General features: G+C 56.0%; 16 protein-coding genes and 3 pseudogenes. 11 read left to right on the top strand and 8 right to left on the bottom strand.

The features are described from left to right. Positions 1 to 24 precede the first annotated feature (24 nt). The 5 genes and pseudogenes from J2X66_RS08315 to J2X66_RS08295 form a co-directional block, all read left to right on the top strand. Positions 25 to 141 (top strand): annotated as a pseudogene (locus J2X66_RS08315) (LysR family transcriptional regulator); the annotation flags it as partial. Positions 142 to 226: 85 nt separating this feature from the next. After that, entirely contained in the window at positions 227 to 865 is a 639-nt protein-coding gene (locus J2X66_RS08310; RefSeq protein ID WP_310263108.1) for a LysE family translocator, read from the top strand. Between the two features lie 18 nt (positions 866 to 883). Next, positions 884 to 2,233 (top strand): diguanylate cyclase domain-containing protein, encoded by a 1,350-nt coding sequence (locus J2X66_RS08305; RefSeq protein WP_310263106.1) that lies wholly within the window; start codon positions 884 to 886, stop codon positions 2,231 to 2,233. 117 nt (positions 2,234 to 2,350) lie between these two features. Then, positions 2,351 to 2,509 carry a KGG domain-containing protein gene (locus tag J2X66_RS08300; RefSeq protein WP_310263104.1) on the top strand — a complete coding sequence of 53 codons (159 nt, stop codon included), beginning with the start codon at positions 2,351 to 2,353 and terminating at the stop codon, positions 2,507 to 2,509. A 75-nt stretch (positions 2,510 to 2,584) separates the two neighbouring features. Next, positions 2,585 to 3,088 carry a DUF4142 domain-containing protein gene (locus J2X66_RS08295; protein ID WP_310263103.1) on the top strand — a complete coding sequence of 168 codons (504 nt, stop codon included), beginning with the start codon at positions 2,585 to 2,587 and terminating at the stop codon, positions 3,086 to 3,088. A gap of 67 nt (positions 3,089 to 3,155) precedes the next feature. Here the strand turns inward: J2X66_RS08295 and J2X66_RS08290 are convergent, their stop codons facing one another. Then, complete coding sequence (locus tag J2X66_RS08290; protein ID WP_310263101.1) at positions 3,156 to 3,566, bottom strand: low affinity iron permease family protein; 411 nt, start codon at positions 3,564 to 3,566, stop codon at positions 3,156 to 3,158. Positions 3,567 to 3,771: 205 nt separating this feature from the next. Between J2X66_RS08290 and tam the strand changes: the two genes are divergently transcribed. Then, complete coding sequence (gene tam / locus J2X66_RS08285) at positions 3,772 to 4,542, top strand: trans-aconitate 2-methyltransferase (RefSeq protein ID WP_310263099.1); 771 nt, start codon at positions 3,772 to 3,774, stop codon at positions 4,540 to 4,542. A gap of 261 nt (positions 4,543 to 4,803) precedes the next feature. Here tam and J2X66_RS08280 read toward each other — a convergent pair whose 3' ends face one another. After that, positions 4,804 to 5,532 carry a class I SAM-dependent methyltransferase gene (locus tag J2X66_RS08280; protein WP_310263097.1) on the bottom strand — a complete coding sequence of 243 codons (729 nt, stop codon included), beginning with the start codon at positions 5,530 to 5,532 and terminating at the stop codon, positions 4,804 to 4,806. Positions 5,533 to 5,988: 456 nt separating this feature from the next. On the opposite strand from J2X66_RS08280, the gene J2X66_RS08275 reads away from it, so the two are divergent. Further along, the gene (locus J2X66_RS08275; RefSeq protein WP_310263095.1) at positions 5,989 to 6,177 is read left to right on the top strand and encodes a hypothetical protein; all 189 of its coding nucleotides are present in this window, start codon (positions 5,989 to 5,991) and stop codon (positions 6,175 to 6,177) included. Positions 6,178 to 6,304: 127 nt separating this feature from the next. Further along, positions 6,305 to 6,490 (top strand): hypothetical protein, encoded by a 186-nt coding sequence (locus tag J2X66_RS08270; RefSeq protein ID WP_140666063.1) that lies wholly within the window; start codon positions 6,305 to 6,307, stop codon positions 6,488 to 6,490. Positions 6,491 to 6,786: 296 nt separating this feature from the next. On the opposite strand, the gene J2X66_RS08265 is transcribed toward J2X66_RS08270, so the two are convergent. From J2X66_RS08265 to J2X66_RS08255, 3 genes and pseudogenes are all read right to left on the bottom strand, one after another. Then, positions 6,787 to 7,056, bottom strand: coding sequence for a short-chain dehydrogenase (locus tag J2X66_RS08265; protein WP_310263092.1), 270 nt, complete (start codon positions 7,054 to 7,056; stop codon positions 6,787 to 6,789). Between the two features lie 692 nt (positions 7,057 to 7,748). After that, positions 7,749 to 8,114 carry a hypothetical protein gene (locus J2X66_RS08260; RefSeq protein WP_310263090.1) on the bottom strand — a complete coding sequence of 122 codons (366 nt, stop codon included), beginning with the start codon at positions 8,112 to 8,114 and terminating at the stop codon, positions 7,749 to 7,751. 112 nt (positions 8,115 to 8,226) lie between these two features. Then, positions 8,227 to 8,431 (bottom strand): annotated as a pseudogene (locus J2X66_RS08255) (PAAR domain-containing protein); the annotation flags it as partial. A 167-nt stretch (positions 8,432 to 8,598) separates the two neighbouring features. Between J2X66_RS08255 and J2X66_RS08250 the strand changes: the two are divergent. Both J2X66_RS08250 and J2X66_RS08245 read left to right on the top strand, forming a co-directional pair. Then, positions 8,599 to 9,255 (top strand): annotated as a pseudogene (locus tag J2X66_RS08250) (hypothetical protein); the annotation flags it as partial. Position 9,256: 1 nt separating this feature from the next. Further along, positions 9,257 to 10,642 carry a hypothetical protein gene (locus tag J2X66_RS08245; RefSeq protein ID WP_310263088.1) on the top strand — a complete coding sequence of 462 codons (1,386 nt, stop codon included), beginning with the start codon at positions 9,257 to 9,259 and terminating at the stop codon, positions 10,640 to 10,642. A gap of 150 nt (positions 10,643 to 10,792) precedes the next feature. Here J2X66_RS08245 and J2X66_RS08240 read toward each other — a convergent pair whose 3' ends face one another. The 3 genes from J2X66_RS08240 to J2X66_RS08230 all read right to left on the bottom strand — a co-directional run bounded on the left by J2X66_RS08240 (position 10,793) and on the right by J2X66_RS08230 (position 13,314). Further along, a complete protein-coding gene (locus tag J2X66_RS08240; protein WP_310263086.1) occupies positions 10,793 to 11,449 on the bottom strand; it encodes a DUF2931 family protein in 657 nt (218 codons plus the stop codon). A gap of 11 nt (positions 11,450 to 11,460) precedes the next feature. Continuing rightward, entirely contained in the window at positions 11,461 to 12,870 is a 1,410-nt protein-coding gene (locus J2X66_RS08235) for a phospholipase effector Tle1 domain-containing protein (RefSeq protein ID WP_310263084.1), read from the bottom strand. Between the two features lie 108 nt (positions 12,871 to 12,978). Next, on the bottom strand, positions 12,979 to 13,314 hold the full coding sequence (locus J2X66_RS08230; protein WP_310263082.1) for a PAAR domain-containing protein: 336 nt from the start codon (positions 13,312 to 13,314) through the stop codon (positions 12,979 to 12,981). A 643-nt stretch (positions 13,315 to 13,957) separates the two neighbouring features. On the opposite strand from J2X66_RS08230, the gene J2X66_RS08225 reads away from it, so the two are divergent. Beyond that, positions 13,958 to 14,443 (top strand): hypothetical protein, encoded by a 486-nt coding sequence (locus J2X66_RS08225; protein WP_310263080.1) that lies wholly within the window; start codon positions 13,958 to 13,960, stop codon positions 14,441 to 14,443. Positions 14,444 to 14,525: the final 82 nt, after the last annotated feature.

The following is a 14,525-nucleotide window of genomic DNA, read 5'->3' as shown; positions in this document are numbered from 1 at the left end:
CCCTCGTGATATCGATTTGGCGGCGCGTCGTTTACGTTTGTGTTGGCGTGGCACAAGTGGCGGGGTGGGGATCAGGCGTTGAATTGGCTGAATGGGCGGATTGAAGAGGAGCTTATTAACGACGACCCAACGTCGGAATGAAGTTCTTCGACGATCAGTAGGTTCGCGCGTAAGGACCTGAGATAGACTGGCGCCCATTCACCAGACAGTTCAAAAGGATTTCCCGATGACCCCATCGCTGCTAATGGCTGTTCTCGCCTCGGGCTTTATCTACGGCATTACGCCGGGGCCGGGTGTGTTGGCGGTGTTCGGCATTGGTGCGGCGCGTGGTCGGCGGGCGGGGGCGGGGTTCTTGTGTGGGCATTTGCTGGGCGATGTGGTCTGGTGCAGTACCGCATTGATTGCGATTGTCGGCGCGCGGGAAATCGGTAGCACGGCATTCGATGTGTTGGGCGTGTTTAGCGGGTTGTACTTATTCTGGCTTGGTTTGCGCGCCGTGCGGGCGAAACACAGCAGTGCCGAAGCGCCTCAAGGCCCGGCTCGCCAACCGTTCTGGCACGGCATTCTGTTCGGTCTGACCAATCCCAAGGCTTACCCGGTGGCGGTGGCGACGTTCACGGCGCTGCTGTCGAGCCGCGCGGAGTTGCTGCACTGGTCGATGCTGCCGTGGTTGATTGTGCTGAGCTTCGTTGGTGGCTTGATCGCCTACGCTATTCTCATCGGCATCGTCGGTGCGCGGCAGGTCCGGACCCTGTATCAACGGCACGAACTGGCGATCACCCGGTTGTGCGGGGTCATGTTTATCGGTTTTGCCATTAATGCCCTGGCGCACGCGTTGCCGGGGCTGGTCACGAACAAGACTTGAGGCCATATGCAAGAGACCATGGCATCCAGAAATTCCGCGCCGTTGGCGAGCTACATTGATTTGTTGCTGGACGCCGTTTGTGCGGTAGACAAGCAAGGTCGCTTCGTTTTTGTCAGTGCGGCGTGCGAGCGCATATTCGGCTACACCCCCGATGAACTGATCGGCCAGCCGATGATCGACATGGTCCATCCCGGCGACCGCCAGCGCACCCTCGACGCGGCGCGGGAAATCATGGGGGGCGAGCCCAAACTCAATTTCGAAAACCGCTATCTGCGCAAGGATGGCCAGGTGGTGCACATCCTTTGGTCCGCGCGCTGGTCGGAAGTCGATCAGTTGCGCATCGCCGTGGCCCGGGACATCACCGAACGCAAGCAGGCCGAGTCCCGGCAAGCGGCGTTGTATGCGATTTCCGAAGCGGCTCACGCGGCGGAAGACTTGCTGGCGCTGTTCAAGCGCATTCACATGATCATCGGCGAATGGCTGCCCGCGCTGAATTTCTCCGTGGCGCTGTATGACGAACACTGCGCGCAGCTGAATTTTCCCTATCACGTCAACGACCACGAACTGCAACCCGAGCAGCCCGGCACCATCACCGGGCGCCTGTGTGCGGAAGTGATCCGCAGCGGCTTGCCCATTTTGCTGACCCCGGACCAGGGCCATTCGCCCGCAGGTTTTGAGATGTTGGTCGAGGGCCCGAATTCACCGTGCTGGCTGGGCGTGCCGCTGAACTCGCAAAACGGCACCATCGGCGCGCTCATCTTCAAAAGCGTTGCGGGTGGCGAGCGCTACACCGAACGGGACAAGGAGCTGCTGCAATACGTCTGCGCCCAGGTCGCGACCGCCATCGAGCGCAAGCAATTGCATGCTCGATTGCAGCGAATGGCGCAATACGACCAGCTGACTCAATTGCCCAATCGTGAACTGCTGCGTGATCGTCTCAAGGCTTCACTGGCACTGGCTCGGGCCGATGGCGGGCGCATGGCGTTGCTGTACGTCGACCTCGACCGTTTCAAGGACGTCAACGACACCCATGGCCATGCGGTGGGCGACATGCTGTTGCAAGCGGTGGCCAATCGGATCAAGGGGTGCGTGCGCGAAACCGACACCGTGGCGCGTATCGGCGGGGACGAGTTTGTGGTGTTGTTGCACAGCATCCACGCCCTGGAAGACGCCGACAGCGTCTCGGAAAAAATTCTTCAGGTCCTGGCTCAACCGCTGCGTCTGGACGGGCACAACCTGAACATCCACACCAGTATCGGTGTCGCTCATTACCCCGAGCACGGCACTGAGGAAAAGCAGCTGTTCAGGCATGCCGACGAGGCCATGTACGCCGCCAAACGCCAGCATCATCTGCGACTCGAAGTCTGAAATTTCGCCGCCGTTCGTCGCGGCGTTTTCAGGTTTTCTAAACCTTTTGGGGCTCGTTCATTCTGAATTTATGCGGGCTGTTGCTCGCCTGGGTCATTTACCAAGAGGTAGAGAATCATGCCTAACTCAAGAAACTCGAACTCGGGAAACTTCGCCAACGATCGAACGAAGGCGTCAGAAGCCGGTCGCAAAGGTGGGAAAACCACCACAACGACGGTCGATAAAGACTCTACGAAACCCGAAATGGGCCGCAAAGCTCCTCAGAAGTCCAAGTAGTGATTGAAGGTGGTTTTGATCGAGAGGCGGGGGCGCAAGCTCCCGCTTGAATTTTTTCAGAAGGAGGGCGCGACCATGAGCCGGATGGCCACCCGAATACGTCACGCAGGTTTTGCCACGTTCCTGGGATTGTTCGCCAGCAGTGCCTTTGCCCAGTCCCCCGCCGAATTCATCAACGATGCCTCGGCCCAAGGCATGGCCGACATTGAAGCCAGTCGCCTGGCGCACCAGAAAACCGAATCCAAAGAGGTCAAGGACTACACCATCGTCGTCATCAACGACCGCACCACCGCCAACCAGCACCTGGCGAAAATCGCCAAGCAACTGGATCTGCCAGTGGCCCCCCGCGAAGAAGTGGTCGATAAGGCCAAAGCCTTGATGCCGCAAGCGATGGACGGCGCAACCTTTGACCAGGCCTACGCCGCCAGTCAGGTGAAAACCACGCAGCAAGCCATCGAGCAACTTCAGCAGACAGCGCAAACCACGGACATTCCGCAAATCAAAGCGTTTGCTGAAGAAACCCTGCCCAAACTGCAAAACCATCTGCAAATGGCCAGGGCGTTGCAGGCCGGTCTATAACCCGGTTTTTTACGACGTTTAATGCAAACGGCGCGTGATTCACATCACGCGCCGTTTTTGTTTGTGCTCAGCACTTGTTCAAACCCTGTGTGCGCTGGCTCGTCGTCGCCAGCCCCGCCAGGTCATGTACATCTTTTTCGCCCATGGCCCGATAGTGCCTGCGCAGCGCCTCCAGTTGCTTGAGGTCCAGCAACTCCAGCCCCAGCATCGCGTTTTGTGCCTCCTTGTTCACCCGCAGCAACTCATCGATTTTCAGATGCAGGATGTCGGTGTCGCGGTTCTGCGTGTTCTGGATCAAGAACACCATCAGGAACGTGATGATCGTGGTTGAGGTGTTGATGACCAGTTGCCAGGTGTCATTGAAACCAAAGATCGGACCGCTCGCGGCCCACAGAATAATAAGAATAAGCGCCCCCATGAATGTCTTGGGACTGCCGGCCCACAGGGCGAGTTTCTGCGAGATTTTTGCGAATTTCATTGCCGTGTTCCTTATTGGGATGCGCCTGAATGTCAGACAGCGACGGCGTGTTGAAAATTCTACTTACATTTGCGGATTCAGCGGCGACGCAACCGAACAACGATTGCGCTGGCCAAAGGTGGGATAGGGCAGACGGGGCCAGCCGAGGTATCGTATCGGACCGGTTGTCTGCCTCTGGCCCACAACGCACCGACAGGAGAACGCAATGAGTTGGTCCGCCAAACAATACGTCGCTTTTGAAGATGAACGCACCCGCCCGGCGCGAGACCTGCTCGCCGCCATCCCGCCGGTGGAGGCGCGCTTGGCCATAGACATCGGGTGCGGTCCCGGCAATTCGACCGAGTTGCTGGTCGAGCGCTTCAGCGGCGCCACGGTGCGTGGGGTCGACAGTTCGAGCGACATGATCGAGGCCGCTCGCAAGCGCTTGCCAAACGTACAGTTCGACACTGTTGATATCGGAACCTGGGACGATAACGGCCCGTTCGACGTGATCTTCGCCAATGCCGTGTTGCAATGGCTGCCCGATCACGCGACGTTATTGCCGTCGCTGGCCTCCCGACTGACCGAGGGCGGCAGCCTGGCCATCCAGATGCCCGACAACCTCAACGAGCCGTCCCATCGCCTGATGCGCGAAGTAGCCGCCGAAGGCCCGTGGGCCAGCAAACTGGCGGACGCCGCCGGGCAACGCACCGAGATGGCCAGTGCCAGCGATTACTACTCGATGCTGCGGCCACACTGTGCGCGCGTCGATGTGTGGCGCACTACTTACCATCATCCGCTGGCGGGTGGCGCATCGGGTGTGGTCGAGTGGTTCAAGGGCAGCGGTCTGCGGCCGTTTCTCGAACCGCTGGATGACACGGAAAAGGCGCAATACCTCAAGCAATACCACGCGGCAATCGAGCAGGCCTATCCGGCGTTGAGCGATGGCTCGGTGCTGTTGCCGTTTCCGCGGTTGTTTATTGTCGCAACCCGATAGTGCAAAAAGGGACGGATTTCGCTGAGCGTTATCTGTCCCTGTGTTTGGCACTCAAGTATTCAAAAATAAACGAAGCAAAGCCGAACAACCCGATCATCGAAATGATCATGATCCCCAACTCTGAATTGTCCATGTCGATCTCTAGGTGAATGTTGAGCTGACAGAGTAAAGCACCTGTAGTCAGGTCCAACGCCGCACTACTGCTTCTTTACCGGATTTCAAAGACCTATACGCAAAATATACAAGAACCCGGCGTGGCTCTTAGCGATGAACGCTAACCAGCAACATCATCGGCCGTTCCAGCTCTTCGGCCAGCGTCGGTTGCGCCGCCACCTCGGCATCGCTCGGCCCCCATTCGTTGACATGCTGAATACTGAAACCCGCGCCAATCAGCGTATTGAACAGCGTGCCAAGGGTTCGGTGCTGCTTGATCACGCCTTCCGACAGCCAATTCGTCACCCGCTCACCTTCCCGTTGATAGCTGTCTAGCGGCCAACGCTTGCGGCCCTCGCCGTCGATCAGCCAACCCGGATTGTGCGGGGCCATGAAGATCGGGTGTTCGATGGAAAACACAAAGCGCGAACCTGGTTTAAGCGCCGCGTGGATCGTGGCGAACAAACCCGGCAAATCCTTGATGTAGTGCAGCGCCAGTGAGCTGTACGCCAGGTCAAAACCGCCTTTGGGTAAATCAAGCTGTTCCAGATCTGCCCGTGAATAGTGGATATTTTCCGCCGATGTGGTCTTGCGAGCCTGCTCCAGCATCTTTTCCGAGACGTCCAGACCACGCACGCTATCGGCGCCTTGTTCACTGGCCCAGCGGCTGAACCAGCCGTAACCGCAGCCGAGGTCCACTACCTTTAAGCCTTTCATCGGCGGCAGCATTGATTTGAGTGCTGGCCATTCCGGTGCTGCGTCGAGGCCTCCAAGGGAGCGACCCATCTGGCTGTAGCCGTGGAAAAATTCCGGATCGTCGTAGATGTTTTGAGTCATGTCGGGTTGCTCTGTTGAGATCGTTCACGGGCGGCACTTGAGCCGCGTTGATTGGTTTCCCTCGAAGCGTTGTGCGCGTGTTCGTTGATGGCCGCGCGGTGGGGAGGGGCGTTGGAGATGGTGGAAATGCTAGCGGGTCGGGCGGGGAGGGGAAACGGGTTGAGCGTTGCGGATTTGTAAGCAAGGCCCACGTAAAAAATCGGCGATTCGGTTAAGGCCGAACTGCAAGACGATCAACCGACCGAAAAACAGTTAACGCTCTTTCATGCGCAGCTCTCGGATGTTGCCTACAACCTAAGCGGGAATCACCCGCTATCCACTGGTGGGTAGATAGGAAATAGTGCTCCGCAGAACGGACTGCACGATAGGTGATGAGTGATTGACGTCCGACAGATTTCTCCGGCTTCGCAGACAACGACGCTTAGGTTGGCGGCTAAAAGCCGAGAAGGATGATCAATGTTCCAGAGCGACCGCGAAAATTTAGAACTCGATAAGCTATTGGTCGAAACCCGAAAATTGTTGGCTGAGACTCGCAAGCTCGTAGCTGAAGAAACGAAGCTGAAACACGAAGCCCTCTGGTACCCATACGCAGTAGGGGTAGTGACCGCGATTGTCGCCATTGTGGGCTTCTGGATTAAAATCTGAGCACTGGTGCGCCACAACATGCCGATACTCAACATACATCGCTGGTACTTGAGCTTTGCAATCACACTGCTCACATTGTCAGGAACGGTTCACGGACTCAACACGGTCTGCGAGAGGAGAAAGAAAGATGTCCACTCATCGTAGTAATCGAGCAAGCATCGAGCAATTGCATCGTGAAATGGAGGCTTTAGCTGAAGAGATGAGACGCCCGGCCCCGACCAAAATCCGCACTACGTTATTGCCGTTCAGCATCGGTGCTGCATTCGCGCTGACCCTGTTTGTCGCCGTCGCTTTTGTCGCAAAGCATCTTTAATTCTCTGTCGGCTCGCCAATCTGACCAAACACCGTTATTAACCGAGTCGCCTAGGTTGTGTACCGCAGAAGTCACCACCCTGTTCTCCCTGCAACCGTTACTTTTGGAATGCCGCAGAAGGTGAAGTCGCTACGCTAAGTAGGGTGTGCCTGCCATATCTTGGCATCCATCATTTGCGTAGCCGCGAGGTCTTCCTGAAACACCGCGTCACCTGATCCACGACTGCTGCGCAGCCGGACGCAGGCTTCGCCAGCTGCAACAAATCGAGGGCGCCCCGAAAGGCGCCCTGTATCACATCAGGACGGCTCTGCATCCATGCGTCGAGCGATCACGTCCAGCACATCGCAACCGTCGCGCAAAGGCACGCAGCAGAGCAATGCAAAATCGCTGAGGATGACCGAGTCGGTGGTGAGGTCACCTCGCATTGCGAGGTTTTCGAGCATCTGCGTCACGGCTCGTATTCTGTAACTGGCCGTGCTGAGCAGTGAGTGCAGCGGTTGGGTCGTGTTGACGAACAGGGAAGGGAGATCGTCGGCGTTGCTGGTTAAAGCCATATATTCTTTCATGCGTGATTACCATGATAGGAGGAGGACCTGCCACTCAATCGTCGCCAAACAATAGGGTGGTAGCTGTACGCGGGTTGGCGAACCGGGCCATGGTAAAAACCGGCAGACCCTAGGGTCTCCCACGCACAGCCACCAAAAAAGAGGTAGCCAAGTGCGTTCAAAAACGCTCCGAGAAATACTCGAAGGCTTCTGTACCATGGAATCGAGTCGCCAAACCCGATACGCCATTATTGGCGTGGGTCGACTATAGGCTTCATGGTAAAAGCACAGCAATGCGCAAGTGTACGGACAATTCCCAGTGTCGTGTAGGACGTTGCCTTTTCGAAGATTGGCCACTTTCGTGCCATCAGTGAATGGTTGATCTACATCTGAATTGGCAGGTGTTGACTGGCAGTTCACACAAATTCTGCTCACAAAAAAACCGGTTACTAAGGACCGGTTTTTTGTCTTGGCCGTCCGTCAGGCAGGACCAGTGCTTGTACCGATGAAAGGCTCTAGATCGCGAGACACGGTCTCCGCGTTGATCTGATCATAGTGAGCGTGAGTGCCGAGGAAACCTTTATGAGCGCAAGAAAAATACTTACAAAGCATCGACTTTACGCGAAATCGTTAATTTCCCCACTCGGCCAATTCAGTCAAACACCAGCCCCCAAAAAACCAGACATCAAGTCCGGTTTGGGCGCGGTTTGCAATTACTGGAAAAGATCAAATTTCATAAGTTCCTTCCAGATGTAACCGTAGCTGTAGCGTAGCCATGCCACTTTGAACAGGTCGAAGCGACGACGAAACCAACTGTGTTCTCGCGCTTTGAGCTCTTTGGCTATTTCATCGAGTAACCATTCATCCTTAAAACCAGTCCACACAGGAGGGACGGGCGTTTCAAGGTTGCTGAAGCACACAGGTGCGACCTCTGAGTACAAGATTTCTTCAACAACCTTTGGGTCATAGCCTCGAATTCGTTCTGCGATAGAAGCGTAGTCGACAGTGCTGTCTACAAAGGCCTCTGCCAGCGCGATCTGGATGCTCGCTCGTTCCGCAGGAGTCAGAATATGTCCCAATGGGCCAGCTCCTCTAGCTCTGCGTCGAACGTATCAGCTGCGACCCCGCCGGCAATGCCGCCGACAACGCTACCGATGAGAACGACGGCGATGGCGCAGGCCGGAGCTCTAGGACCAGTGCGGCATTTTTGCCGTTGATAAACACTGTGCCGGACACTTCCGAGGCTAGCGCACTACCACAGGTGCACGTGTCACCTTTGCGAGCGGCTGCAAGTCCGTCGAAGAACACATCAGGAGAACCGGAGGCGATAGCTTTGGGGCCGTGCCCAGGGATGGCAGCTGGTTGGGTCGGTGATACGTGCGACTGGCTTTGCCATGCTTGACTCCCTGTCAACGAATTTAACGGGGACGACTGTATCAGACTTGCTCTGAGATATGGCTCGAGAAGATGTCAGCAAGATCATCCCTGGGGATGCGGCGGGAGATGATGAGCAGAGTTGAACGACTAAGCTTGATCAGCTGCAGGTGGTGGCTTGCAAATAGCGCCTATGGCCTGCCGAGCAAGCCATTTATCCAGGCGATTCTGCCGCACGGCCTGAGCCTGCCGAAGGTGCCGAAAGGTGACCAGGTGTGGCAGCACAGCGAGGCCGCCCAGCAGCGCGTCGATGCGGACGGCAACTGGCTGCGCCAGACCGATGGCCGGATTCGAGACAAGTCGATCGAGCGCGAAGTTGAGAGCCTGACCAACGTCGAGCGCCACCAAAGCAGCACGGTGGCGGTGGACGACCGTTCGACTGAGTCGGTCGGGGGCATCAAGACGATCGAAGCGATCGGCGCGCTCAAGCTGCTGTCGGGCGGATCCGCCAGCTTGGCCGCACTGGATGACCTGCACCTGGCCAGCGGGCGCGACCTCAACCAGGTGGTGGGCCAGAAACTCAATCTGACGGTGGGAGGCGAGCTGCTCGAGCGCATCGAAGGCGCCCGTCGCAGCATCGCCCGCACGATCTGGCTGGGCTCGGAGTCGGTGAACGTGCTGCAGGTGTTGTGCGATCTGATTGACCTGGTCACGCAGACGAACACCGAACTGGCGGCCCACGTCCACGGGCCGAGCCCTGTTCCCGCCAACGCTGCTAACTTCACTACCAACGCCGGTACCGGCCTACAGCTTACTGGGCAGCTCAAGCCCATCACCGGAGCCTAATTTGGAGCTCAAGAGTTTCTTTGCACAGGATGACCTAGGCAGTGCCTTGCCCGCTGCGACCTGCTACCTGTACGAGCGCGGCACCGAAAACATCGTCTTCGGTTTACGTAAAAGCAACGGATTAGGGTTGCTCAACCCGTTCCTGGCCGACGCAAACGGACTGGCGCAGTTTGCCGCGCCCAACGGGCTGTATGACCTGCGCATCACCAAAGGGAAACGGGATTACCGTTTGCCTGTCCAGTTCCTGGACGTCAGCGAATCCCTGGCCGAGGCCAACGGCGCGGCGTTACGTGCAGAATCGGCACGAGACGCTGCCCAGTTGGCCGCCGGCGTGAAAGCCAGCACGGCAGAAGGGTTGCGCACGACAACCGATGGCATGTTCTTCACCGTGGTTTCACCGGAGAACGCCCAGTCGCTGATTCTGCTTAAAAATGAAGCGGGGGTGGCGGTTGAGCAAACGCGCTACCCGAGCTCGACCGCCGTCGAAACGATCAATAGCTTCGTTAAAAGCAAATTCAAAGTTCAGAGCGTCAATGACACGTTGGTGGCTGTACGTGACTCTGCTGGACATGAAACGTGGATGGGCATCAACAACCGAGATGGCGGGCCGAGCAATTGGGCGCTGAAAATGTTGTACAAGTACCTGGGCGTCAAACCGGCGTATGTCCCGGGCCTGCTGTATGCGTTTCCTGATGCCCTGGGGCGCCTGACTGATTTGTCGATCCGCGACACCGACGGTCAGGTGCCGGACTGGGTGATCTTTCGGTGGGCCAAGCGGTTGAAACCGCTGATCGGCAGTGACGACAGCCATCCGAAGACGGCCTACAACAACATCTCCAACGTGCCCAAAATGCGAATGAAACAAGGCCAGATTCGCGCGGGTGTACCTGGGGTAAAGCTGTACCTGAAAATCATCGGCGACTCCTATTCCGCCGCTCACAACTTCTACATGAACGACCTCACCCGGTTTTTAGCCAAAGACTTTGGCTTTGGCGGGTCGGGTTACATCGGCTTCAACCACGGCTCGTCCCTGGGGGCGAAGAACTTTTTGTACAGCAACGGCAGCCTTTCCTATTTTGGCGGTAGCTGGACGCTGTCGCCGTTGGGTGCGGCCAGTCCCGATAACAGGACGATCAAGGCGGGGACGGTGGGTGATTACGTGTGCATCACCGCCGTCGACACCGCAGATATCAAGACCGCCGCGACACTGGCGAAGCTGCTGTTCCTGGGCGATGGCACGAACTCATCCTCGCTGTGTTCGATGGGGCAACCTCAAAAATCAAAGTCGGGACCAGCCCTATCGTTGACGGCGCGACCGGGGTGTCTCTCAGCGGACGAAACATTCTGGGCGGGCAAGGATCGGCACTCGCCACAGCAGGGTTGGTAGGTGGCTACGCCTTTCTCCGGGCGTACGACCGAGCGCTGAACAACTCCGATGTTGAAGCCGCTTCAGTCGAGCTGCATCGAGCCTATGGTCTGATGTAAAAACATCGGACAGAAAAAAGCCCGCCAAGGGGCGGGCTGAACATCCGGTCATTTACCAGCTTCCGTAAGGGATGCCGTACTTTTCGATATAGCGTTTAGAGTTCTCTTCCAAAGGGAAATAGCTTCCATGGGAGAGTCCTAAACCAGGCCCCTTGGGTTCAATCTCGGCTTGGTAGTGTGCAACCTTGATTGCTCGTCGGCACTCATCCAATGCCCACACTTGCACCACGCCGCCTGGGGCAATTCCTATCTGTACAGACGCGAGCGGGTCTAAGAAAGCCGCTTCAGGAACGCTTTTGCACTCCTTGGTCAACGCATTACGCATGACCTGCCTCGCATCTTCCGGAATTTCAAACCAACCCTGATACGTTTGCGGCTCGGCCAGTGACTGCCAGCGAACATAGATGCGAACCGGAAGCTTGGCGTCCCTTACATCCCTTTCGGTTCCGCCACCGGTTACCAGCCAACCGTTGGCTCCTGGCAGGCCGTTTTTCCGCCCGCCAGATGCCACGCCACTGCCGATTTGGCGGTAAAGAGTCCCAAGGGTGTCAATTGTGGCTGCCTCCTCAACCCAGGCGTCCATGGCATAAGGCGTGACAAAACCCAGCGCCCACGGCCCGGCATCGGGGTCTGAGCGTCCCCAGGACTGGCCTGAGGCTTGGCAGCCGCTCACCAGTAGAACCCCCACCAAGATCCATAGTGTTCGCATTTTCGTGACTCCTAGTCAGGTACGTGGGGATGTTGTACGCGGATCCCATCTGCTGTGGGGGCATTAAAGTAGAGTAACGCTGCGCTGGTTCGAGGTGTCGAACCTTGCAGGATTGTCGGTGGGTTCCAACTGGCCGAAGTGTGAATGTACTTCAACCTGAGCAGTTGCTCTTCGGCGGGCGTTGTACTGTAATCGCCCGCGACAAATCGCTCACTTAGAGCCTGTAGCTCCGCCGGGATGGTGTAGGACGGGTACTGTTCATCTAGCTGCTTAAACCTCACACCCCGTTCTTTGGCTAGCGCGTACATGACCCGTAGGTAAACCCGCGACAACTCACCTCGTACAGGTCGTTTGAGCTGTAATGCCGCATAGACCAGCTTGTCAGGGTTAAAGCTATTTTGCTGAGACGGAGGTAAACCCCGAACGTATGGTGTCACGATCTCCAGCATTTCCGACGGCCAACCTTTAGCTTCCCACTGGGCCTTCACTCGTTGCGCGTCGCGGTAGATCGAGGTGTACTTCACGTCCGTCGTACCGGGGACAACCAGCACCTGCATGGGACTGATCAGCAGGTTCTCTTCGGATTCAGGAAAGTAGCCGCCGCCAAGGTCCGAGTGCACACCAGGCAATGTGATTTCCAAGTGATCGGGTTTTACTCGGTTCAAGGCGAAGTTAGCGCGGATTTCATCACGGGCAGCCAATTGGACGACATTCGGAAACAAGCGGCGAGGTAGGTACAGCTTGAGGCCTGGTTGTGTTTGGCTGCGTATATAGCCGAGGTTGGCCAAGCCGCCTACTGATGGCACGGTATCAAACAAGCCGATAAAACCCATTTGGACATCGTGCTGATATTCGACGCTATAGGCTTGGTGGAAAGCCCCGCGAAATATTTTGGAGATGTTGCCCAGCGGACCACTCTGCCCCAGCGCGACTTCATTGGAGAAATGTCGCGCAGCCGCTGCACCTCGGCTGAAGCCAAATGTATCGAACGTTAAATGAATGATCTTTGAGTCGGGGTAGGTTTGAGAAAAGTCATAGATAGCTCGCCCGATTTTTTTAAATGCCTCATCTACTTTCCCAGTGACGCCCATTTCGCCGCGCCCCATCGAGGCTCCAAGCATACTATCGGGTTGACCGGACGATGTGCCTATCCCATCCACATACACCGTTTCAAATTTCAGATGTAATTTCCCCTCATCCAAAACGTCGCGGGAGGAAAAATACAAATCGCTTAGTTTTTTGATGTTCGATTCATCATTTGCATAGCTGCTTTCCGGATCAGCCATATACGGTCTGCAACTGGCGTCCAGATCCTCAGACTTGATGGCGTGGGTTGCGCCACACAGCTGCCCCATCATGCTGTTATTCGCATTGTTTAATGTGCCATCGAAGAACACGCCAATGCGTAAAGTAATGCCCACCGGTTTCTCATCATCCAGCTCTTCTTCCTCTTCTTCCTCCTCTAAAACCGAGTCATCAGCAGTTACGGCCGGCGATAGGGTAGGCGCAGGTACAGTGACCGGGGGTTGTTAGCTGGAAGGCTCAACCAGATGCGCGAGCATCGGACCAACCGGCGAAACAGGTGCAGGTGTGAAGTTGTTGCCGATGATGATGCTCGATGACCCACCCGTAATGGTGTCGCCATGGGTTCCTTGTGAGCCGGTGACCAGTGCTGCCTGGCCATTGATCTGTACCGAGGACATGGCGGCCATGGTCAAAATACTGCCGCAGGTGGTGCAGTCAGTTACCCGGGCAGCGGGTAGACCATCAAAAAATACATTGGGTGATCCGGATTCGATGGCTGTTCCACCACAGCGAGGACAGCTCACGGTATCGGTCTTGCGTGCAGCAGGCTTGCCAGACATTTTTGACTTCCATATCAGATTTCATAGAGGCAGTACCTTGCCCACACTCATAAGTAGAAAACAATCAGACGTTTCCCAAACTCGACTACGTAAATAGCTCGTGTCCAGCTGTTGGAACACCAAAGCCTGAAAAATTCCCCGATTCAAAAAAAATCATCGGAAAAAAGCACTTATCCCCCTCCCGCCGACGGGCCTTACGTGCCTTTTTTGTGCAAATGATTAGGTCGGTGTAAACAGCCCGTTCATCCAAGCCCGACACGGTCTTCTCGGTTGGAGTGATGACTTCACTGAATGCAAGGTTTTGCAAAGAAAAGAAAACAACGGTGATTCAATAGAGCCTTGCCATACGCGTATTAAGACTCGAAAAGTCCAATTTACGCGGGGTTCTGCTTCCAGAAATCACCTACCCCCCATGTTTTTCATTTTCGACTGGATTGCGATGTCTCGAGTTTGAGCCTCATCGAGGAAGTCTCCCCGCGCCTCTTCAAGCTTGATGCTGCGGGGCTTTGCGACAAATCAGGCCATTTCACAGAGTTACTTCTAGAATCATTAGTACGGCGCTGCAAATACGCAGAGCGTGATTGATGCCCGTGACCTCCCGCTGTATCTCAGATTGCGCCTGAAAGCGCATTAGGAGCCTCTCTTGACACCGGAAATTGCAGACCCGTTTTATTTGGATTGGAAATTTTGGTCGATGTTTATTTCTCTATTGGCGATGGTTCTATCGCAGCTGCCACCTGTCCATTTGCTGATCCGGCCACGTCGACTCGACGTCGAGGTTCATAGCCGTATTCAGTTGATGCATCGAGCAGGCAACCCAAATATAGGTTTGGTGGTTGGCATCAACAACTCAGGCGGACGAGTTCTGCGAATTCGGTCGATGCAAGTTGAAATGAGGCGAGATGGTCAACACCTGACGACTCTCCCAGCTGAGGCGTACTTCGAAACACCATCGTCAACCTCCACCGTTTTGCTCGTACCATTTACTCTGAAACCAGGTGAAAGCTGGGCACACGCGGTGGCGTTTTATCAGATGTTTGACCGACTAACAGAAAAAAGCTTCCGACAGCATCTTTCACAGCTTAAAGAAGATATCCGCCTTAAGCTCGAGGCTAGTGTAGTGGTCTAATGAAACCGGACACCCATTTAGGCGAGAATGCTCGCCCGATCGAGGTGTCAGATGACCAAACAACGCCGTTCCTTTTCTGCTG

This window comes from Pseudomonas sp. 3296 (genome assembly GCF_031456615.1).
Classification (GTDB): Bacteria; Pseudomonadota; Gammaproteobacteria; order Pseudomonadales; family Pseudomonadaceae; genus Aquipseudomonas; species Aquipseudomonas mucoides.
The sequence above is the reverse complement of the archived record's forward strand: the minus strand, read 5'-3'. Positions and strand labels throughout refer to the sequence as shown.

Coding starts and splice junctions, on each gene's coding strand:
- J2X66_RS08265 (WP_310263092.1), bottom strand. CDS start 7,056: ATGAAAGAATATATGGCTTTAACCAGCAACGCCGACGATCTCCCTTCC.
- J2X66_RS08300 (WP_310263104.1), top strand. CDS start 2,351: ATGCCTAACTCAAGAAACTCGAACTCGGGAAACTTCGCCAACGATCGA.
- J2X66_RS08280 (WP_310263097.1), bottom strand. CDS start 5,532: ATGACTCAAAACATCTACGACGATCCGGAATTTTTCCACGGCTACAGC.
- tam (WP_310263099.1), top strand. CDS start 3,772: ATGAGTTGGTCCGCCAAACAATACGTCGCTTTTGAAGATGAACGCACC.
- J2X66_RS08310 (WP_310263108.1), top strand. CDS start 227: ATGACCCCATCGCTGCTAATGGCTGTTCTCGCCTCGGGCTTTATCTAC.
- J2X66_RS08275 (WP_310263095.1), top strand. CDS start 5,989: ATGTTCCAGAGCGACCGCGAAAATTTAGAACTCGATAAGCTATTGGTC.
- J2X66_RS08230 (WP_310263082.1), bottom strand. CDS start 13,314: ATGTCTGGCAAGCCTGCTGCACGCAAGACCGATACCGTGAGCTGTCCT.
- J2X66_RS08290 (WP_310263101.1), bottom strand. CDS start 3,566: ATGAAATTCGCAAAAATCTCGCAGAAACTCGCCCTGTGGGCCGGCAGT.
- J2X66_RS08305 (WP_310263106.1), top strand. CDS start 884: ATGGCATCCAGAAATTCCGCGCCGTTGGCGAGCTACATTGATTTGTTG.
- J2X66_RS08240 (WP_310263086.1), bottom strand. CDS start 11,449: ATGCGAACACTATGGATCTTGGTGGGGGTTCTACTGGTGAGCGGCTGC.
- J2X66_RS08295 (WP_310263103.1), top strand. CDS start 2,585: ATGAGCCGGATGGCCACCCGAATACGTCACGCAGGTTTTGCCACGTTC.
- J2X66_RS08270 (WP_140666063.1), top strand. CDS start 6,305: ATGTCCACTCATCGTAGTAATCGAGCAAGCATCGAGCAATTGCATCGT.